8 protein-coding genes are annotated in these 22,448 nt (G+C 62.0%); all 8 read right to left on the bottom strand.

Translation table 11 applies throughout. The annotated features are described in order from the left end of the window. Window positions 1–35: 35 nt before the first annotated feature. The gene (locus AC3RCJ_RS10515) at window positions 36–1,694 is read right to left on the bottom strand and encodes a ShlB/FhaC/HecB family hemolysin secretion/activation protein (protein WP_492965492.1); all 1,659 of its coding nucleotides are present in this window, start codon (window positions 1,692–1,694) and stop codon (window positions 36–38) included. A gap of 585 nt (window positions 1,695–2,279) precedes the next feature. After that, on the bottom strand, window positions 2,280–14,870 hold the full coding sequence (locus tag AC3RCJ_RS10510; protein WP_492965490.1) for a YDG domain-containing protein: 12,591 nt from the start codon (window positions 14,868–14,870) through the stop codon (window positions 2,280–2,282). Window positions 14,871–14,914: 44 nt separating this feature from the next. Continuing rightward, window positions 14,915–16,573, bottom strand: a complete 1,659-nt coding sequence (locus tag AC3RCJ_RS10505) for a ShlB/FhaC/HecB family hemolysin secretion/activation protein (protein ID WP_492965488.1) — start codon at window positions 16,571–16,573, stop codon at window positions 14,915–14,917. Between the two features lie 571 nt (window positions 16,574–17,144). Beyond that, complete coding sequence (gene sorB, locus AC3RCJ_RS10500; protein WP_492964825.1) at window positions 17,145–17,756, bottom strand: SorB family sulfite dehydrogenase c-type cytochrome subunit; 612 nt, start codon at window positions 17,754–17,756, stop codon at window positions 17,145–17,147. A gap of 10 nt (window positions 17,757–17,766) precedes the next feature. Continuing rightward, window positions 17,767–18,999, bottom strand: a complete 1,233-nt coding sequence (gene sorA / locus AC3RCJ_RS10495; RefSeq protein ID WP_492964826.1) for a SorA family sulfite dehydrogenase catalytic subunit — start codon at window positions 18,997–18,999, stop codon at window positions 17,767–17,769. Next, window positions 18,992–20,419 (bottom strand): amino acid permease, encoded by a 1,428-nt coding sequence (locus AC3RCJ_RS10490; RefSeq protein WP_492964827.1) that lies wholly within the window; start codon window positions 20,417–20,419, stop codon window positions 18,992–18,994. The genes sorA and AC3RCJ_RS10490 overlap by 8 nt, the downstream gene beginning before the upstream one ends. A gap of 324 nt (window positions 20,420–20,743) precedes the next feature. Beyond that, entirely contained in the window at window positions 20,744–21,538 is a 795-nt protein-coding gene (locus AC3RCJ_RS10485) for an ABC transporter permease subunit (protein WP_058049276.1), read from the bottom strand. Between the two features lie 79 nt (window positions 21,539–21,617). Next, window positions 21,618–22,433, bottom strand: a complete 816-nt coding sequence (locus AC3RCJ_RS10480) for a taurine ABC transporter ATP-binding protein (protein WP_070219220.1) — start codon at window positions 22,431–22,433, stop codon at window positions 21,618–21,620. Between the last annotated feature and the right edge of the window lie 15 nt (window positions 22,434–22,448).

Genomic DNA, 22,448 nt, shown 5'->3' with positions numbered 1-22,448 from the left:
CTGATTTTTTAACTTATTAATTAACTTGCATTAATTTAGAAATACTTGACGGCTTGCAGCCAGAAACGGCCAGCCGCGTCCGGCGCGGAAGTCGCCTTGGCATTGCCCAGCTTGTGCGCGTAATACGCTTTCAGCACCAGCGCATTGGCGCCCGTCCACGTGACGCCCACGCCCGCGCCGCTCAGCGTGCGGCGGTTTTCGCCCGCGCTCCAGGCATCGCGGTTCAGCTTGACCGTGCCCGTGTCGGCAAACGCCAGCACCTGCAGCTGGCCGGGCAAGGCCGTGAACGCCGTCACGTTCTGGCGCAGTTCCAGGTTCAGCACATAGCCCTGGTCGCCATACGCCTCGCCGCCCGGATACGCACGCACGCCGCCCACGCCACCGAGGCCCATCTTTTCCGACACATCGAGGTTTTTCGACGCCGCCTGGCCGCTGAGCACCCCGTACAGGCTGGTCTCGCCGCCCAGGCTTTGCACGCGCGCCACGTTGAAGGCAAGCTTGTTGAAGTGGCCGTTGCTCTTCACCGTCAGCCGGTCGATCAGCAAGGCGAGCGGCGTCTCGATGTCGATCTTGCCGGTGGTGTAAGTGATGGAATAGGTGCTCACGCCGCCACCGCCCCAGCCATCGCGGCTGTCGCCGTTCAGGTTCAGCATCCACACCTTGGCCGTCTTGTCGTTGACGGTGCCCGTCGATTCCGTCTTGTCCTGGAAGGTCTTGTCGTCGTAGCTGACCTGCGCATACAGGTTGCTGCTGCGCGAGCGGATCAGCGGATAGCTGCCGTAGGCGCTGGCGATCTTCGCCGTGCCCTTGGCGTCGAGCACGGCAAATTCCTTGTCCAGCTTGTAATCCATATAGGTGTAGGCGCCGCCCAGGCGCAGCAGCCCCGCCTGTCCCTGGTAGGCCAGGCGAGCATAGTTCAGGCCGTCGGCCGAGGTAAACGCGCGCACGCTGGCCACGTCGCCGATGCCGGCCAGTTCGTTGATGTTCAGGGTGGCGCCGATGCGGTTGCGGCCCGTGTAGCGGTTGCCCTGGTTATCGACGTCGATGCTGCCGTTGAAACGCGATCCCGGCTGCACCTCGACGATGAGGTCGGACGCGCCCAGCGAGGCCCCCGGCGCCAGGGTCGAACTGACCTGCACGCCCGGCAAATCCGACAGCAGCAACAAGCGCCGCTCCAGCGGCGGCGTGGCGATCACTTGTCCGTCGAGACCGGCCAATATGGTGCCGGCCAGGCCGTCGGACAGATTGCTCTGGTTGCGCAGCTGCACCTGGCCATAGCGGCCCGGCAACACGTCGATGGCGACGACGCCATCCTCGATATCCTGCGCCGGCAGATACGCCTGCGCAAGGAAATAACCACGGTTCTGGTAATAGCTGGCAATACGGGAGGCCATGGCGCGCAGTTCGCCCAGGGTCAGTTCGCTGCCGGGCACGAAACCCGTGGCGGCGAGCAGTTCGCTTTCGGCAAACACGGGCGGCGCGCTGATGTGCAGGCGCTGCACGGTGATGCGCGTGGTGTCGCCCACCGTGGTCGCCGGCACACTGCCCTGCTGCACGCGGATGGCCGGCGGCGCCTTCGGCAACTGCGGCGCCACGGGAATCTGCTGCAGCTGGCTGCCCGCGCCGGGGGGATCGACGGCATACGTCGACTGGATGGCCAGCAGCAGGGTCAGGGGAAGGAATTTGGCGTTCAAAGTCATCCTTTCTAGCATTGCGCCTGCTGCAAGCATAGCGATGCGGACGGTATTAACGAAAAATGTAAGAGGCGGCAGAAATAGCCATTTTTGCATCAATGTTAAAAGCTATAGCTAACGGGAAAATAAATTCTCATCAGTAACATTGATCTATTTTAGCGTGTCAGCTCTAGTAGAAATACGTGGCTGCCCACCTTTGGTGCATCATTGATGCAATGTCCGATTGCCAGGCCGAAAAGAGGGGGGAGAGTCAGCAGGAATGCGCTCCTGATGCGATAGTAACGTTGGCCACATACAACAATAACCGCACTTCTTTACTATCAATGCGCAATTTTCCAGGCATTCAAAAGGTAAAAAAACGGCTTCTATTAATATCAATACAACTCAAAACAATGTTATTTTTTATATACATTAAACGTTTTCCAACAGCACAAATTTCCCTGCCAGCCTAACATGTCACAATCTTGCCAAATAGAATTACAAATAAATAATTCAAATAACTAAATATTATTTTTTAGAATCACTAGAGCCGCGGCCGGCAAGGGCGACAAGACGTTCATCACGCCTTGCCGTCCGCGCTTGCGATTACTTGGCCAGGTCGGTGTTAACACCAAGCTCAGGGGGCAGCAAGAGTCCCTGGTTGATGACACTGAGCCGCAGGCCAGGCAAGACGTTGGTCACCGTACTGCCACTGATTTGCACAAGGGCCGGCGCGGCGCCACTCTTGCCGGCACCCTCGTCGCGGGCAACACTGGCGGGAGCGGCAGGCGTGTCACCGCCCATGAGCTGATCGGCCTGTACCATATTGCCCAGGGACGGCGCTATCGCCAAGGAACCCAGGGTGGCCGTCACGGCACTTTGCAAGGCTGCCATTGGATTCACCTTCAATATACCGTCGACATAGGTGATTGCGTAATTCCCCGAGGCCTGACCAGATGGCGTAATCAGGTAATTGGCCGCCACCGATCCCGTTGTCGCCGCCGTATTAAACAGCAGGCTGCCAGTCAACTCGGAAGCCAGCGTGTCACTGCCCAGCAAACCACTATAGGTGGCGCCAAACTCAGGATTCGGGCTGCCCTGATTTTTCTCGGCGTTGTTCGCCTTGATCGTCAGTTTCGCCGGGGTGATATCGGCGCTGCTGGCAGCCGTACGATTGAACACGTAGTTGCCGGCATCGGCCCCGGCAAGGCGGATGCCATCCACGGTTACCGTCTTGCCCTGCCCCACATTCTTATCGGCAAATGTCGCGCCATTCGTGACAATACTGAACTGATCGCCAGCGACGCGGTTGTCGTGCAGGTTCACCGTGGCGCCGTTCGTTGCGTCGTACACTTTGCTACCGTCCGTCGCACTGACCAGCAGCGTGGCCGGTGTAATGCTGGCCGTGGTCACAGCTGTCGTATTGACAATGTAGTTCGCGGCATCCGTGCCGGAAATGCCTATGCCGCCCACCGTGACGGTCTTACCATTGGCAACATTCTTGTCGCTGAAGTGAGCGCTGCCACGGTTGATGGCCAATACGTCGCCAGCAATCCGGTTATCGGCAAAGGTGACGGTTGCATCTGTCAAACCATCGTAGACCTTGGCAGCGGCACTGACGCTGACCAATAACGATGCTGGCGTGATGCTGGCTGTCAAGCCGGTCGGATTGCCAACCGTGTAGTTGCTGGCCAGGCCGCTCGCCGTATCGAGCAAGGTCGTGCCCGTCACTGTGACCAACTTGCCATTGGCAACATTTTTGTCGCTGAAACTGGCCGTCTGGCCGGCGATGGCCAGGCTTTCGCCGTCCACCAGCCCACTCAGCACGCCGCCGGACAGGCTGGCAACAGCATTGCCGTCATAGATCTTGTTGCCAGCGAGCTGGCCCGCCACCGTCAAGGCTTTTGGCGTGATGCTGGCCGTCGTACTGGATGTGTTAGTGGCCAGATTGTAATTGCCCGCATCGGCACCGCCCAGCGCGATGCCCGTCACGCTGACCGTCTTGCCGCTGGCCGCGTTCTTGTCGCCGAAGCTGCCCGTCGCGGTGGCTACTGCCAAGCTGTCGCCACCGACCATGCCGGTGAAGACAGCGCTGCCCGTATTCAGACTGGCAAGCGCATTGCCGTCGTAGACCTTGCTGTTGGCCGTAATCCCGCCTATGGCGCTGATACTGGCCTTGGCGATATCGGCCGTCGTGCTGGCCGTGCTATTGAGCAAGGTGTAGTTGCCCGCATCCGTGCCGCCCAGCGCGATGCCGGTCACGCTGACCGTCTTGCCGCTGGCCGCGTTCTTGTCGCCGAAGCTGCCGCTGGCACTTGTCACCACCAAGTTGTCGCCGCCGACCATGCCGGTGAAGGCAGCGCCGCCCATGTTCAGGCTGGCAAGCGCATTGCCGTCGTAGACCTTGCTGTTGGCCGTAATCCCGCCTACGGCGCTGATACTGGCCTTGGCGATATCGGCCGTCGTGCTGGCCGTATTGCTGGCCAGCACATAGTTACCCGCATCGGCACCGCCCAACGCGATGCCGGTGACACTGACCGTCTTGCCGCTGGCCGCATTCTTGTCCGCAAAGCTGCCCGTCGCGGTGGCTACCGCCAGGTTGTCGCCACCGACCATGCCGGTGAAGGCAGCGCTACCCGTATTCAGGCTGGCAAGCGCATTGCCGTCGTAGACCTTGTTGTTGGCAGTAATCCCGCCTACGGCGCTGATACTGGCCTTGGCGATATCGGCCGTGGTGCTGGCCGTGCTATTGACCAAGGTGTAGTTGCCCGCATCCGTGCCGCCCAGCGCGATGCCGGAGACATTGACCGTCTTACCGCTGGCCGCGTTCTTGTCGCCGAAGCTGCCTGTTGCGTTCGATACCGTCAGGTTGTCACCACCGACCATGCCGGTGAATGAAGCGCCGCCCGTGTTCAGGCTGGCAAGCGCGTTGCCATCGTAGACCTTGCTGTTGGCAGTAATCCCGCCTACGGCGCTGATGCTGGCCTTGGCGATATCAGCCGTCGTGCTGGCCGTCGTGCTGGCCAGCGTGTAGTTGCCCGCATCCGTGCCGCCCAGCGCGATGCCGGAAACATTGACCGTCTTACCGCTGGCCGCGTTCTTGTCCGCAAAGCTGCCCGTCGCGGTGGCTACCGTCAGGCTGTCGCCGCCGACCATGCCGGTGAAGGCGGCACTGCCCGTATTCAGGCTGGCGCCTGTATTGCCGTCGTAGACCTTGCTGTTGGCCGTAATCCCGCCTACGGCGCTGATGCTGGCCTTGGCGATATCGGCCGTCGTGCTGGCCGTGCTATTGAGCAAGGTGTAGTTGCCCGCATCCGTGCCGCCCAGCGCGATACCCGTCACACTGACTGTCTTGCCGCTGGCCGCGTTCTTGTCGCCGAAGCTGCCTGTTGCGTTCGATACCGTCAGGTTGTCGCCACCGACCATGCCGGTGAAGGCGGCGCTGCCCGTATTCAGGCTGGCAAGCGCATTGCCGTCGTAGACCTTGTTGTTGGCCGTAATCCCGCCTACGGCGCTGATGCTGGCCTTGGCGATATCGGCCGTGGTGCTGGCCGTGCTATTGAGCAAGGTATAGTTGCCCGCATCCGTGCCGCCCAGCGCGATACCCGTCACACTGACCGTCTTGCCGCTGGCCGCATTCTTGTCCGCAAAGCTGCCCGTCGCGGTGGCTACCGTCAGGCTGTCGCCGCCGACCATGCCGGTGAAGGCAGCACTGCCCGTATTCAGGCTGGCAAGCGCGTTGCCGTCATAGACCTTGCTGTTGGCAGTAATCCCGCCTACGGCACTGATGCTGGCCTTGGCAATATCGGCCGTCGTGCTGGCCGTGCTATTAAGCAAGGTATAGTTGCCCGCATCGGTGCCGCCCAACGCGATACCGGTCACGCTGACCGTCTTGCCGCTGGCCGCGTTCTTGTCCGCAAAGCTGCCGCTGGCACCTGTTACCACCAAGTTGTCGCCGCCGACCATGCCCGCGAACGAGGCGCTGCCCGTATTCAGGCTGGCGCCTGTATTGCCGTCGTAGACCTTGTTGCCAGCCGTGATACCGGCCACATTGGTGATGCTGGCCTTGGAGATATCGGCCGTCGTGCTGACCGTATTGCTGGCCAGCACATAGTTACCCGCATCCGTGCCGCCCAGCGCGATACCGCTCACACTGACCGTCTTGCCGCTGGCCGCGTTCTTGTCGCCGAAACTGCCTGTTGCGTTCGATACCGTCAGGTTGTCGCCGCCGACCATGCCGGTGAAGGCGGCGCTGCCCGTGTTCAGGCTGGCAAGCGCGTTGCCGTCGTAGACCTTGTTATTGGCCGTAATGCCAGCCACATTGGCGATGCTGGCCTTGGCGATATCAGCCGTGGTGCTGGCCGTGCTATTGATCAAGGTGTAGTTGCCCGCATCCGTGCCGCCCAGCGCGATACCCGTCACGCTGACCGTCTTGCCGTTGGCAGCGTTCTTGTCCGCAAAGCTGCCCGTCGCGGTGGCTACCGCCAGGTTATCGCCACCGACCATGCCGGTGAACGAGGCGCTGCCCGTGTTCAGGCTGGCAAGCGCGTTGCCGTCGTATACCTTGTTGCCAGCCGTGATACCGGCCACCGCGCTGACGCTGGCCTTGGCGATATCGGCCGTCGTGCTGGCCGTATTGCTGGCCAGCGTATAGTTACCGGCATCGGCGCCGCCCAGCGCGATGCCGCTCACACTGACCGTCTTGCCGCTGGCCGCGTTCTTGTCGCCGAAGCTGCCTGTTGCGTTCGATACCGTCAGGTTATCGCCGCCGACCATGCCGGCGAAGGCGGCGCTGCCCGTGTTCAGGCTGGCAAGCGCGTTGCCGTCGTAGACCTTGTTATTGGCCACGATGCCAGCCACATGGGCGATGCTGGCCTTGGCGATATCGGCCGTCGTGCTGGCCGTGCTATTGATCAAGGTATAGTTGCCCGCATCCGTGCCGCCCAGCGCGATGCCGGTCACGCTGACCGTCTTGCCGCTGGCCGCGTTCTTGTCCGCAAAACTGCCCGTCGCGGTGGCTACCGTCAGGCTGTCGCCGCCGACCATGCCGGTGAAGGCAGCACTGCCCGTATTCAGGCTGGCGCCTGTATTGCCGTCGTAGACCTTGTTGCCAGCCGTGATACCGGCCACTCCGCTGATGCTGGCCTTGGCAATATCGGCCGTGGTACTGGCCGTATTGCTGGCCAGCACATAGTTACCCGCATCCGTGCCGCCCAGCGCGATGCCCGTCACGCTGACCGTCTTGCCGCTGGCTGCATTCTTGTCCGCAAAGCTGCCCGTCGCGGTGGCTACCGTCAGGTTGTCGCCACCGACCATGCCGGTAAACGAAGCACCGCCCGTGTTCAGGCTGGCAAGCGCGTTGCCGTCGTAGACCTTGTTATTGGCCGTAATGCCAGCCACATTGGCGATGCTGGCCTTGGCGATATCGGCCGTGGTGCTGGCCGTATTGCTGGCCAGCGTATAGTTACCGGCATCCGTGCCGCCCAGCGCGATGCCCGTCACGCTGACTGTCTTGCCATTGGCCGCGTTCTTGTCCGCAAAACTGCCCGTCGCGGTGGCTACCGTCAGACTGTCGCCGCCGATCATGCTGGTGAACGAAGCACCACCCGTGTTCAGGCTGGCAAGCGCATTGCCGTCGTAGACCTTATTGTTGGCCGTAATCCCGCCTACGGCGCTGATGCTGGCCTTGGCGATATCGGCCGTCGTGCTGGCCGTATTGCTGGCCAGCACATAGTTACCGGCATCCGTGCCGCCCAGGACGATGCCGGTGACACTGACCGTCTTGCCGCTGGCCGCGTTCTTGTCCGTAAAACTGCCGCTGGCACCTGTTACCACCAAGTTGTCGCCGCCCACCATGCCGGTAAAGGCGGCACTGCCCGTATTCAGGCTGGCGCCTGTATTGCCGTCGTAGACCTTGTTACCAGCCGTGATACCGGCCACCGCGCTAATGCTGGCCTTGGCGATATCGGCCGTCGTGCTGGCCGTATTGCTGGCCAGCGTGTAGTTGCCCGCATCCGTGCCGCCCAGGACGATGCCGGTGACACTGACCGTCTTGCCGCTGGCCGCGTTCTTGTCGCCGAAGCTGCCTGTTGCGTTCGATACCGTCAGGTTGTCGCCGCCGACCATGCCCGCGAACGAGGTGCTGCCCGTATTCAGGCTGGCGGTCGCATTGCCGTCGTAGACCTTGTTGCCAGCCGTAATGCCAGCCACATTGGCGATGCTGGCCTTGGCGATATCGGCCGTCGTGCTGGCCGTGCTATTGAGCAAGGTGTAGTTACCCGCATCGGCGCCGCCCAGCGCGATGCCGGTCACGCTGACCGTCTTGCCGCTGGCTGCGTTCTTGTCCACAAAGCCGCCGCTGGCACTTGTCACCACCAAGTTATCACCACCGACCATGCCGGTGAAGGCAGCACCGCCCGTATTCAGGCTGGCGGTCGCATTGCCGTCGTAGACCTTGCTGTTGGCCGTAATCCCGCCTATGGCGCTGATGCTGGCCTTGGCGATATCGGCCGTCGTGCTGGCCGTGCTATTGATCAAGGTGTAGTTTCCCGCATCCGTGCCGCCCAGCGCGATACCGGTCACACTGACCGTCTTGCCGCTGGCCGCGTTCTTGTCCGCAAAGCTGCCGCTGGCACCTGTCACCGTCAGGTTGTCGCCACCGACCATGCCCGCGAACGAGGCGCTGCTCGTATTCAGACTGGCAAGCGCATTGCCGTCGTAGACCTTGTTGCCAGCCGTGATACCGGCCACCGCGCTGATGCTGGCCTTGGCGATATCGGCCGTCGTGCTGGCCGTGCTATTGATCAAGGTGTAGTTGCCCGCATCGGTGCCGCCCAGCGCGATGCCGGAGACATTGACCGTCTTGCCGTTGGCAGCGTTCTTGTCAGTAAAACTGCCCGTCGCGGTGGCTACCGTCAGGCTGTCGCCACCGACCATGCCGGTGAAGACAGCGCTGCCCGTATTCAGACTGGCAAGCGCATTGCCGTCGTAGACCTTGTTGCCAGCCGTGATACCGGCCACCGCGCTGATGCTGGCCTTGGCGATATCGGCTGTGGTGCTGGCCGTCGTGCTGGCCAGCGTGTAGTTGCCGGCATCCGTGCCGCCCAGCGCGATGCCCGTCACGCTGACCGTCTTGCCGCTGGCCGCGTTCTTGTCCGCAAAGCTGCCGCTGGCACCTGTTACCACCAAGTTGTCGCCGCCCACCATGCCGGTGAAGGCGGCACTGCCCGTATTCAGGCTGGCGCCTGTATTGCCGTCGTAGACCTTGTTACCAGCCGTGATACCGGCCACCGCGCTAATGCTGGCCTTGGCGATATCGGCCATCGTGCTGGCCGTGCTATCGAGCAATGTGTAGTTGCCCGCATCCGTGCCGCCCAGCGCAATACCGGTGACACTGACCATCTTGCCGCTGGCCGCATTCTTGTCCGCAAAGCTGCCGCTGGCGCCTGTCACCACCAGGTTGTCGCCGCCGACCATGCCGGCGAACGAGGCACTACCCGTGTTCAGGCTGGCGGTCGCATTGCCGTCGTAGACCTTGCTGTTTGCAGTAATCCCGCCTACGGCGCTGATGCTGGCCTTGGTGATATCGGCTGTGGTGCTGGCCGTATTGCTGGCCAGCACATAGTTACCCGCATCCGTGCCGCCCAGCGCGATACCCGTCACGCTGACCGTCTTGCCGTTGGCCGCGTTCTTGTCCGCAAAGCTGCCGCTGGCACCTGTTACCACCAAGTTGTCGCCGCCCACCATGCCGGCGAACGAGGCGCTGCCCGTATTCAGGCTGGCAAGCGCATTGCCGTCGTAGACCTTGCTGTTGGCCATAATCCCGCCTACGGCGCTGATGCTGGCCTTGGCAATATCGGCCGTCGTGCTGGCCGTATTGCTGGCCAGCGTATAGTTACCGGCATCGGCGCCGCCCAGCGCGATGCCGGTGACACTGACCGTCTTGCCGCTGGCCGCGTTCTTGTCCGCAAAGCTGCCGCTGGCGCCTGTCACCGCCAGGTTGTCGCCACCGACCATGCCGGCGAACGAGGCGCTGCCCGTATTCAGGCTGGCAAGCGCATTGCCGTCGTAGACCTTGTTATTGGCCACGATGCCCGTCACGCCATTGATGCTCGCCTTGCTGACCGTGCCCGTCACGCCGCTTGGCGTGGCCAGCACATAGTTGCTGGCCATGCCGGCGCTCGCGCCGCTGCCCGCGTCGGCCAGGGTCGCCGCATTCACCGTGAAGGCCTTGCCGACGCCCGCGTTCTTGTCCGCATAGCTGCCGCTGCCGCTGATGTCGAGGACTTCGCTGCCCACCAGGCCGTTCAGCACGCCCTGGCTGAAGCTGGCCTTGCTGCTGCCGTCATATACCTTGTCGGCGATGCTCGACAGGGTCAGGGTCTTGGCCGTGATCGTGCCGCTGCCGCTGGCCGTGGCGTTGCCCAGCGTGTAGTTGCCCGCATCGGCGCCGCCCAGCACGATGCCATCGACGCTGACCGTCTTGCTGCCCGCATTCTTGTCGTTGAACACGGCCGTGGCCGCGCTGAACGTCAGGCTGTCGCCGTTCACCATACCGTTGATGGTCCCCGCGCCGTTGAGCGTGGCCGTGCTGGAGCCATCGTAGGTCTTGCTGTTCACGCCCACGTCCGTCACGCTGCTGATGCTCGCCTTGCTGATATTGGCGTTGCTGCTGGCGGTGTCGTTGGCCAGCGTGTAATTGCCCGCATCGGTGCCACCCAACGTTATGCCGCTCACGTCGACGGTCTTGCCGGTGCCGGCGCTCTTGTCGCGGAAGTTGCCGCTGGCACCAGACACCGTCAGCGTGTCGCCACCCACCATGCCGGCAAACGACGCCCCAGCCGTGCTCAGGCTCGCGGCAAGCGAGCCGTCGTAGACCTTGTTGCCAGCCACAATACCGCCCACGCCGGAGATGCTTGCCTTGCTGATATTGGCGGTGCTGCTGGCCGATGTATTGCTCAAGTTATAGTTGCTGGCGTCCGTGCCGCCGAGTGCGATGCCGCTGATGCTGACCGTCTTGCCGCTAGCGGCGTTCTTGTCCGCAAAGCTGCCGCTGGCGCCCGACACCGTCAGCGTGTCTCCGTCCATCATGCCGGCAAAGGACGCCCCGGCCGTGTTCAGGCTGGCGGCAACGCTGCCGTCATACACTTTATTACCGGCAACAATACCACTTACGCCGCTGATCGTCGCCTTGCTGATATTGCCCCTCAAACCATTCACAGGCACCAGTACATAATTGCCGCCAGCGCTGCCACCGAGCGTGGCGTTGGTCGTCACGGCGATGCCGTTGCCGGCGTTCTTGCTGGCGAACCTGCCGCTCACCGTCGAGCTTACATTGGCCAAGTCGCCTGCCAGCACGCCGCTCACGGTGCCGCTGATGGTGGCCACAGTGGTGCCGTCATACACTTTGCCGGCCACTACCGCACCACTCAGGGTGACGGACCTGGGCGTGATCACCAGTCCGCCATCGATATAGCTGACCGCATAACCGGACTGGCCATTCGTGGAATACAGGCCGCTGGCCGTCACCACATACGTCCCTGCATTCACGGCGCCGGTGGTGTTGCCCGTATACACGGGCGTGCCCAGCAGCACCGTGTCGTTGTAGACGTTGGAATAAGCGACGCTATTGCTGCTGCCGGCATAGGCGACGCCATCGTAAACCTGGGTATTGTAAGAAACCCTGACGACGATCTCCTTCATGAACGAGCGCAGGAAAGGCGCGCTCCGGCCATCGTAGGCGACCCACATCTGGCCCAGGTCCCAGCCCGCGCCCGTGTAATTCGACAACATCTTGAGCTCGCTCGTGGTCATGCCCGTGCCGCCGGCGCTGGCGCCGGACGCTTTCCCGCTGGCCGTGGTATCCCAGTAACTGCCCGTGACGCTGCCCGCGCCCGCGCCGACCAGGCCACCGCCGACGCCGCTCACGCTGCCATTCGCATAGCTGGTGGCGACCGTGCCGCTGTTGCTTCCCAGCAAGCCGCCCACCCCGCTGCTGCCAGTCACCGCGCCACTGGCATAGCTATCCTTGATGTTGCCCGTGCCAGTGTTGATGCCCACCAGGCCGCCGACATTGTTGGCGCCCGTGACGGTGCTGGTGGCAAAGCTGCCGCTGACGCTGCCGCCGTTCGTACCCACCAGGGCACCCACATTGCCACCGCCGACGATCGTGCCGCCAGACAAGCCTACATTCGCGATCACACCCCCGCTGCCGACGACACCGAACAAGCCCACATCCGCCACGCCCGACTTGTAGATATTCAGGTTGCTAACAATATGCCCGGTGCCATCGAACTTGCCGGTAAAAGCCTCAGCGCTGGTTCCAACCGGAATGAAGCCCGTGCTACCCCACACATCGCTGGCCGTGCTGGCGGTCCCGGCAGCGCTGAAATTGCTGCCCAGCGTATAGCTGGCCGTCTTGTTCATCGCCATCAATTGCAACTGGTGCGTGGAATTGATGGTATTCGACCACTCCGAGGCCAGCATGGGGCGGGTGCCGGGGACGGTACCATTGAGCGATCCGTCACCACTGACAATGACCCAGTTGTTACCGGTTGCTCCAGCCGTGGTGGTAAACGTGAAACCCGCAAAATTACTACCCTGCAGCATCTGTGCACTGGTCAAGCCCTGCACGTTCGAAGTCACTCCCGCGAACTTATTGCCGATGGCGCCGAGCGCGGGGTTAAGTGTCTTATCATAGTAGGCGTTCGCCAAGTTACCGCCCGAGAGATTGCCCACGATCAGGCCAACTGTGCCGCCGGCACTAAGCTTGTTCGAGTAATAGACATTGCTGATCGTGCCGCCACCGAACCCACCCACCAGGCCGCCCCGGCTACCGCTACCAGTCACATTACCGCTCGCGTAGCTGTTGCTGATCGAACCATATGACGAGCCGACCAAGCCACCGCTAGTGAAACCGCTATTGAACACATTGCCGGTGGCATAGCTGTTATCAACCGTACCGCTCAGCTGCGAACCGACCAAGCCGCCCGCCATCATGCCCGACACATTCCCGGTGGCGTAGCTATTGCTCACCGATCCATAGCTAATGCCAACCAAGCCGCCACCAGTGCCGTTGTTATAGCCAGCCGCAATGATGCCGCTGGCATGGCTGTTGCTGATATTACCCATATTGTTGCCCACCAGGCCGCCGGCATAGCGGCCCGATGTAACGGCCACGGCGCTGGAACTGCTCTTGATCAAGCCTGTTGTGGCATTTGTGCCCACCAGGCCGCCTCCATTTCCATATAAACCGTTGTTGACAGCATTACCTGCCGCGCGGCTGTCGCTGATGACGCCAGCGTTAATGCCGACCAGGCCGCCCAGATTGCTATTGCTGAAGCCGCCGAGGACACCGCTGCTGGATACATTGTCGATCATGCCATTATTTCGACCCGCCAGCGCACCAATGCCCATGGTCAAGTAGCCATATGCGGCTTGCGAGCCCGCAATGTTGACATTGCTCAAACTTAAGTTGTGTACGATACCGGTGAGTCCAATATTACCGAACATACCGATGCTCATTTGCGAACGGTTGATCGTCAACCCGATGATTTCATGGCCCAGGCCATCGAGCGTGCCCGTGAATGGCGTCGTATCATTGCCGATAGGCATAAATCCCCTGCCACTCTCCCAGCTGCCCGTGGCGCGCGCGTCGATATTGCTGCCCAACACATACCTGCCGGACAAATTGCCCTGCATACCCTGCACGTCGCTGCCGCTGCTGCTGTTGACGGCGCCCAGGCTGTTGATGACCTGATACACGACCACGCCATCATTGCTGCCCAGCTTGGTGCTGAAATTATTGCCCGATGGCAGATCCACTTCCGCCTTGACGTTATACGTGGACAGATTGCCGGCCACCACCGCGCCCTGGCCATACTCGAGCGCCAGGCTGGCCGTGCCCGCGCCACGCATGGCACGGTTGATGTTGATGTTGTTGTGCGCCGTCAGGGTCAGCTTGTTGGCCGACCAGTTGACGTTGTCGTTGACGTTGATATTGCCCTGCGTGCCGCTGCCGCCCGACACACTCTGGATCTGCACATTGCCCGATTTTAAGGAATTGCTGAGGAAGGCGCCTGTCATGTCGCCGCCGGAGACGGCGATATTGAAGTCGCTCGGGTCGATCAGCCAGGTGCCCGACAGGCCCTGTGGCGCGGCCGTCGTCACCTTCAGGCCATCGGCGATCTTCACGTGCGCCGCCGACGTGTCGATGAAGCCGCCACGGCTGCCAACCGCGCCCGCCGGCGCGCTGGCGTCCAGGGTGCCGGCCGCGTTCACCGTGCCGCTTTGCATGTCGCCCAGCAGCTTGATCGTGCCGCCGCGCGTGGCGATCGTATGCGCCTCGATCACGCCCGTATTGTTGACCACGGTTTTCAGCAGGTCGCCCGCCGCCTGCGCGCTCAAGACCACCGTGCCGCCATCGGCCTGGATCAAGCCGCCGTTATTCACCAGCGCGCCCACGGCGCCCCGGTCCACCGCCACGTTGAGCAAGCCATCACCGGCCACGTCCAGCGTGATCGCCTTGCCCGCCGCCAGCGCCACCGAACCGAGGCGCGCCTGGATCGTGCCTTCGTTCGAGACGTTGGCTCCCAGCAAGGCCACATAGCCGCCCGGCGCGCTGATGCTGCCCTGGTTCAGGACTTTACCCGTGCCACTGCCGGAAAACTGGTACTTGCCCGACATGAAATCGTTATTCGAAATATCCAGGGTCGAGGCCACCAGGCCCGCCGTGTTCACCGATGCGCCCTTGCCGAACAGCACGCCGTTCGGGTTGACGATGAACACCTTGCCGTTGGCCGACAAGTTGCCCAGGATGGTAGTGCCGTCGCCGCCCAGCACCCGGTTCAGGGCCACCGCATTGCTGTTGGGCTGCTGGAACTGCACCGACTCGCCCTTGCCGATATTGAAACTGGCCCAGTTGATCACCGCATTCTGGCTGCTCTGCTGGATCACCGTGGCACCGGGCGCGCCGTGGATGCTCGCCTGCCCCGCCACCACCGTGCCGCCCGCCGGCCCCGCCAGGGCCAGCGAGCCATAGCCGAGCATCAGCGCCGCCGCCATGCTGGTCAGGGCAAAGTGCGCCCCGCCCCCGCTGCATCCCGGCAGCGAGCGCTTGCCGGCGGATTTGACGTTTTCGGAAACGGCGGCATAGGCGCCGGTGGCCTGGTTCCAGATGGAGCGGTAGATGCGGTTCATGGCGGTGTCCTGATTTTTTAACTTATTAATTAACTTGCATTAATTTAGAAATACTTGACGGCTTGCAGCCAGAAACGGCCAGCCGCGTCCGGCGCGGAAGTCGCCTTGGCATTGCCCAGCTTGTGCGCGTAATACGCTTTCAGCACCAGCGCATTGGCGCCCGTCCACGTGACGCCCACGCCCGCGCCGCTCAGCGTGCGGCGGTTTTCGCCCGCGCTCCAGGCATCGCGGTTCAGCTTGACCGTGCCCGTGTCGGCAAACGCCAGCACCTGCAGCTGGCCGGGCAAGGCCGTGAACGCCGTCACGTTCTGGCGCAGTTCCAGGTTCAGCACATAGCCCTGGTCGCCATACGCCTCGCCGCCCGGATACGCGCGCACGCCGCCCACGCCACCGAGGCCCATCTTTTCCGACACATCGAGATTTTTCGACGCCGCCTGGCCGCTGAGCACCCCGTACAGGCTGGTCTCGCCGCCCAGGCTTTGCACGCGCGCCGCGTTGAAGGCAAGCTTGTTGAAGTGGCCGTTGCTCTTCACCGTCAGCCGGTCGATCAGCAAGGCGAGTGGCGTCTCGATGTCGATCTTGCCGGTGGTGTAAGTGATGGAATAGGTGCTCACGCCGCCACCGCCCCAGCCATCGCGGCTGTCGCCGTTCAGGTTCAGCATCCACACCTTGGCCGTCTTGTCGTTGACGGTGCCCGTCGATTCCGTCCTGTCCTGGAATTTCTTGTCGTCGTAGCTGACCTGCGCATACAGGTTGCTGCTGCGCGAGCGGATCAGCGGATAGCTGCCGTAGGCGCTGGCGATCTTCGCCGTGCCCTTGGCGTCGAGCACGGCAAATTCCTTGCCCAGCTTGTAATCCATATAGGTGTAGGCGCCGCCCAGGCGCAGCAGCCCCGCCTGTCCCTGGTAGGCCAGGCGCGCATAGTTCAGGCCGTCGGCCGAGGTAAACGCGCGCACGCTGGCCACGTCGCCGATGCCGGCCAGTTCGTTGATGTTCAGGGTGGCGCCGATGCGGTTGCGGCCCGTGTAGCGGTTGCCCTGGTTATCGACGTCGATGCTGCCGTTGAAGCGCGATCCCGGCTGCACCTCGACGATGAGGTCGGACGCGCCCAGGGACGCCCCCGGCGCCAGGGTCGAACTGACCTGCACGCCCGGCAAATCCGACAGCAGCAGCAAGCGCCGCTCCAGCGGCGGCGTGGCGATCACTTGTCCGTCGAGACCGGCCAATATGGTGCCGGCCAGGCCGTCGGACAGATTGCTCTGGTTGCGCAGCTGCACCTGGCCATAGCGGCCCGGCAACACGTCGATGGCGACGACGCCATCCTCGATATCCTGCGCCGGCAAATACGCCTGCGCAAGGAAATAACCACGGTTCTGGTAATAGCTGGCAATGCGGGAGGCCATGGCGCGCAGTTCGCCCAGGGTCAGTTCGCTGCCGGGCACGAAACCCGTGGCGGCGAGCAGTTCGCTTTCGGCAAACACGGGCGGCGCGCTGATGCGCAGGCGCCGCACGGTGATGCGCGTGGTGTCGCCCACCGTGGTCGCCGGCACACTGCCCTGCTGCACGCGGATGGCCGGCGGCGCCTTCGGCAACTGCGGCGCCACGGGAATCTGCTGCAGCTGGCTGCCCGCGCCGGGGGGATCGACGGCATACGTCGACTGGATGGCCAGCAGCAGGGTCAGGGGAAGTAATTTGGTGTTCAAGGTCATCCTTTCTTGCCGCGCGCCTGCAACAGGCACACCGCTTCCATCTGTAGTCATGAGCAGCTAACAGCTAGCAAGGAAGTAATTATTTGACATCAATGTTAAATAGAATGGCAACTAAAAAAATAAATCCCTTACTGCAATATCGATCCATTTTACGCGCCAGCCCACGATAAAAATCCTGTCTATAGAACAACTTCAACGTTTTGCTGCACCGCAGCGAAGAGCGATCCCCATCTCCATCAAAACGGCATGGAAATGCACTGTATAGTTCAGAAAATTGTTGTCTTATTACCACAAATCAGAGATCGAATGGCGCTCCCCATTCAATTGGTACAAAGATAAGATAGTGAAAAACAGCAATAATTTACCATTACCAACTTAATAACAATGTTATTTTTTCAGAAAATTGATTTGTTTTTTAATGGCAAAAAAAGTCAATCCGTACAGGATGTAACAATATTGTGAGTAATAGTGATCAATTCTGGGATGCAGAGGGGACGCGACAGGCGCCCGGCATGTCAGGCTGAGGGAGCTGACTTACCGGGCTTGTGCGGGGAGGACGCCAGGCTTACCTGGACAGTACGTAGCTGGCCAAGGCGGCCGCATCGGCTACACTCAGCTGGCTGAATGGCGGCATGGGTACGGGTCCCCATTTGCCGGAACCGCCGTTGCGGATGTTGGCCGCCACGGCGGCGACACCGTCCCTGCCCTTGTATTTGGCCGCCACTTCCGCAAAGCCGGGGCCGACCACTTTCTGGTCGAGGGCGTGGCATGCCATGCAGCCATTTGCCGCCAGCAAGGCTTTGACATCCTTGCCGCCGGCGGCAGGGACAGCGGCTGCGATGCTCTTCACTGCGGCGGCAGGCGCGGCGGCGCCCCGCTCCGCGCCATAGGTTTTCACTAGGTAATCGACCATGGCCGGCATGTCCGCGTCGTCAAACTGCGCGCCGAACGGCTTTTTCATCTTCTTGACGGTCGCTTCCCAGTAGGCGCGCGGCGAGGCGGGCGGCTGGCTCGACGCATACTGGGCCGCGTGGCAAGTCATGCAGTTGCGCTGCACCAGTTGGTAGCCGGGCAATTCGCTGGGTGCATAGCTTGCCGTTTCCGGCGGCAAGTGGATGTCCAGCGCGCACGCGCCGCCCGCCGCCGACAGTGCCAGCGCGGCAAGTAATATCTTCATATGGTTCTCCTCAGACTGCCTGAATGCGCGTGGTTTCCACCACATTGCGCATATAACCCATGGGATTCCACAGGGCTTTCATCGGCTGGCTCTGGCCGATGCGGTTGACGGCGCGCACCATCAGCACATGCTTGCCCTTGCGCGGCGCCTTCATGACCATCGTCCACGCGCGGAACGAGAAACGTCCCAGATCCTTGCCCAGCTTTGCTTCCTGCCACGTCTGGCCGCCGTCCACCGACACCGTCACCTCGCTGATGCCCTGCCCGCCATCGAAGGCGATGCCGCGCAAGGCCAGGTCGCGCCCCGCCTTCACTTGCGCGCCATCTTGCACGCTGGTAATGAAGGAGCGCACGTTCAGGCGGCTGATCGGCGTCGTCCTGCCCACCGGTGTACCCGGCTCGATGAAGCCGGAACCGTTGTCGGGGATGCGGTAGCCCGTGCTCATCCAGAAGCCGTCAAACGGTTTGTCGAGCACGGTGATGTCGCTCAGGTGCTTGACCCAGTAAGTGCCATAAAATCCGGGCACGATCAGGCGCAGCGGATAGCCGTTGAGGAAAGGAATGTCCTCGCCATTCATGGCCCAGGCCAGCAGCACGTCGCCGGCCATGATGTGCTCGACGGACAAGGCTTTCTGGAAGTCGGGACCATCGCCCACGGGCGGCGTTTCCAGGCCGTTGAAGGCCACCTGCACGGCACTGGGCTGTATTCCAGCCTTTTCCAGCACGGTTTTCAGGGGGATGCCGGTCCAGCGGGCATTGCCCATGGCGCCATTGCCCAGCTGCCCGCCGTTGGCGCGCGGGCTGAAGAAGCCGCGGCTGTTGCCCGAGCATTGCGTCACGGCCACCACGTCGACGGGGTCGGCCAGCTGTTTCAGTTCGGCCAGCGACAGCTGCAACGGCGTCTTGACGAGGCCCTGGACGCGCAGCCGGTAGCTGTCACCGTCTATGCTGGTCGGCAAGCCACTCCAGTGATAGCGCACGAAAAACGCGTCGTTGGGGGTAATCGCGCCCTCGTCAAACACGCTGAACGGCGTTTCCAGCTGGGGCGGACGGCTGGTCAGCAAAATCAGCGGGCGCTTTTGCGGGAAAGCCACCAGTTCGCGCTCGCCGTTTTCAAACGGCAAAGTAAGGGAAGCGGAGGCAGCCAAGGCTGACCCAGGCCCCGCCACGGCGGCGGCGCCCAGGGCGGCCGTCGTGCGCAGGAAGCGGCGCCGTCCTGCAGGCAACAAAGTCGTATCAGACATGGTTGAGCTCCGGTTTCGGTTCGGCGCCGCCGCTGCGGTCGTCGTTGACCAGCTTCTTGATGTAGTACATGACGCTCATGATGGCCACGCTCAGCAGGCCGAACCAGAACGACACGCGCTGCTCCGTATCGGACGACACGCTCATGGCACCGAGGATCACCAGCATGGCGATGATGGTGAAATACGTCAGATAGGGGAACAGCCACATGCGCACCTTGATGCGTTCCGGACATTCGCGCTCCAGGCGGCGGCGCAGGCGCAATTGAGATATCGCAATGAGCAGATACACGAACAGGATCAGGATGCCGTAGGAATTGACGATGAAGGGGAACACCAGGTCGGCCGACACATACGACACGGCGATGGCGAAATAGGCAAACAGGGTGCTGAACAGGATGGCGCGAATCGGTACGCCGTTCTTGCTCAGCTTGACCAGGCCCGTGGGCGCATCGCCGCGGCGCGTCAGCGCGAAGATCATGCGCGAGGATGCATACAGGCTGGAGTTCAGGGCCGACAGCACGGCCGTCAGGATGATGGCATTCATGATATGCGCCGCGTACGGTATATTCATGACCTTCAGCGCGCTGACGAAGGGCGTGGCGATGTCCGGCGAATCCCAGGGCACGATGCAGACGACGACGAACATCGAGCCGACATAGAACATCAGCACGCGCGTGATGACGGAATTGGTGGCGCGGGCGATGGCCTTGGCCGGGTCGGCTGTTTCGGCGGCGGCGATGGTGACGATCTCGGCCCCCGAATAAAACGCCGTGGCGGCCACGGCGCCGCTCAGCACCGGTCCCCAGCCGTGCGGCATGAAGCCGCCATGGCTGGTCAAGAAGCCCAACGTGGGTATGCTGTTCGGCAAGCTGCCCGTGATGAACAGGGCGCCGACGAACAGGAAGACGACGATGGCGACCACCTTGATCGAGGCAAACCAGAATTCGAATTCGCCGAAGGCTTTCACCGAGAACAGATTGAGCAAGGTCATGGACACGAGCAGCACCAGGCTGATGGACCAGGACGGCACGTCGGGCAGCCAGAAGTTGACCAGCTTGGCGCCGGCGATCGCTTCCAGCGCCACTACGACGACCCAGAAATACCAGTACATCCAGCCGCTCATGAAGCCGAGGAATTTCGACACTTTCGGCTTGTCGTCGAAGGCCAGGCGCGCATATTCGTAAAAGGAGCCGACCACGGGCAGGGACGAGGCCAGCTCGCCCAGCATGCGCATGATCAGGACGACCAGGCCGCCCGTGAGCAAAAAGGAAAGGATGGCGGCCGGGCCGGCGGCCTTGGCGATGACGCCGCTGCCAACGAAAAGGCCGGCGCCGATCACGCCGCCGATGGCGATCATGCTCATGTGGCGTTGCTTCAGCGAGTGCTGCAAGCCGGTATTGTTGTGGTTGTCGCTAATCATGTTTGTCTCCTAGTAATATCTGAAGCTCGGTGCGCCCTGGCCTGCTGCGGCTGGTTACTGCCGCGCGGCTTTGTTTTATTTGGGCAACACCGTCAAGCAGCATCGATACATCATCAAATCAGTCTGGTTGGCTGCATGCCATAAGTCAATCTGGAAATGCAGCGGCCCGGCGCGGTTGCCTGAGAGCAAAACACGCTGGGAGAAAAGTAAGGGGCGTTGCCGGGCGTTACGTTGAGCCGGCCTCGACATCGGCGCGGCAATGGTTAAAAAGATGGGGAGTGGCGCGCAACACTTGTGGCGTGCGCGCCACTCCCCGGGAACGTCTTACACCTTGCCCTTCCATGGCACGAGGGTACGTTCGAGGTAGCGCATCATCAAATCAAACAGGAAAGCAAAGAAGCCGATCACGATGATGCCCATGATCACGACGTCGCTGGCGAGGAACTCGGAGGCGCTCAGCACCATGTAGCCGAGGCCGCGCGTGGCCGCCACCATCTCGCCCGCCACCAGGGTGGTCCAGCCCACGCCGATGCCGATGCGCATGCCGGTGAGGATTTCCGGGATCGCGGCGCGCAGGATCACGTGCACGATCACCTGGAAGCGGGTGGCACCCATCGAGTAGGCCGCGTGGATTTGCTCCAATGAAACAGAGCTGACGCCGGCGCGGGCCGCGATGGCCATCGGCGCAAAGATGGCCAGGAAGATCAGGTAGACCTTCGAAAACTCGCCGATGCCGAACCAGATGATAACCAGTGGCAAGTAAGCGAGCGGCGGCAGCGGACGGTAGAACTCGATCAAGGGATCGAAGATGCCGCGCGCCACGCGGTTCACGCCCATCATCACGCCGACGGGGATGGCGAACAGGCAAGCCAGGCCAAATGCGCCGAACACGCGCACCAGGCTGGCGACAGTGTGTTCCCACAGGGTGGCGCCGCCGAAACCGGTGGTGGCCGCCATGATGAATTTCTCATACACGGCTTGCGGCGAAGGTAAAAACAGCGGCTTCACCATGCCGCTGGCCGTCACGCCAAACCACAGCAAGAGCACGGCGATGACGGTGACGGTGGCGATGCGGCTGGAATTGCCCTGCCCCGGCGCACCGAACGCTTCGCCGGGCATGGCGCAGCGGGGAGCGAACAGGCGGCCAAAAAAGCCGGCGCGCTTGGCGGTGGCGGGAGGAAATCCCACGACGGATGGGCTATGCATGGGACACCTCCAGCTCTTTATTGACGGCGCGCTCGTCGCCATAAATGATGTTGAGCACTGTTTCGCGCATCTTGATGAAGTCCGGGCTCGATTTCACGGCGCGCGCATCGCGGCATTCGAGGAAGCGCTTGTTGAAATCGAGTTCATACGTATGCGTGATGCGGCCCGGGCGGGGCGACATGACGATCAGCCGGTTCGCCAGGAACAGCGCCTCGTCGACGCTGTGGGTGATGAAGAAGAACATGGTGCTGGACTTGGCCCATATATCGAGCAGCAATTCCTGGATGGTTTCACGCGTCAGCGCATCGAGCGCCGCCATCGGTTCATCCATCAGCAGCATGGCGGGATTGCTGGTCAGGGCGCGGGCGATGCCGACCCTTTGCTGCATGCCGCCCGACAATTGGTAGATCATATTGTCGTGAAAGTCCTTCAAGCCGACCAGCGCCAGGTTTTTCGCCGCCTGTTCGCGCCGCACGGCTTTCGGCACGCCTTGCAGCTTGAGGCCGAATTCCACGTTTTCCATCACGTTCAGCCACGGCAGCAAGGCATGTTTCTGGAACACCACGCCACGGTCGGCGCCCGGCCCTTCCACTTTATTGTCCCCGAGCATGATTTCACCCTTGGACGGGGCGATAAAGCCCGCCATCAGGCTCAGCAAGGTTGTCTTGCCACAACCGGAAGCACCGAGCGCGACGACGAAGTCGCCGCTGTTGATGGTGAGATTGATATTATTTAAGGCATGTACGCGTTCACCGGCCGTCTTGCCCGGATAAATCACGCTGACATCCTTGACGTACAGATTTTCCATCGTGTCCCCACAGTT

Source organism: Janthinobacterium sp. GW822-FHT07H11 (assembly GCF_058798615.1).
The sequence above is the reverse complement of the archived record's forward strand: the minus strand, read 5'-3'. Positions and strand labels throughout refer to the sequence as shown.

What these genes read in the sequence shown, in the direction of transcription:
- AC3RCJ_RS10480 (WP_070219220.1), bottom strand. Translation starts at nt 22,433, where the DNA reads ATGGAAAATCTGTACGTCAAGGATGTCAGCGTGATTTATCCGGGCAAG.
- sorB (WP_492964825.1), bottom strand. Translation starts at nt 17,756, where the DNA reads ATGAAGATATTACTTGCCGCGCTGGCACTGTCGGCGGCGGGCGGCGCG.
- AC3RCJ_RS10490 (WP_492964827.1), bottom strand. Translation starts at nt 20,419, where the DNA reads ATGATTAGCGACAACCACAACAATACCGGCTTGCAGCACTCGCTGAAG.
- sorA (WP_492964826.1), bottom strand. Translation starts at nt 18,999, where the DNA reads ATGTCTGATACGACTTTGTTGCCTGCAGGACGGCGCCGCTTCCTGCGC.
- AC3RCJ_RS10510 (WP_492965490.1), bottom strand. Translation starts at nt 14,870, where the DNA reads ATGAACCGCATCTACCGCTCCATCTGGAACCAGGCCACCGGCGCCTAT.
- AC3RCJ_RS10485 (WP_058049276.1), bottom strand. Translation starts at nt 21,538, where the DNA reads ATGCCCGGCGAAGCGTTCGGTGCGCCGGGGCAGGGCAATTCCAGCCGC.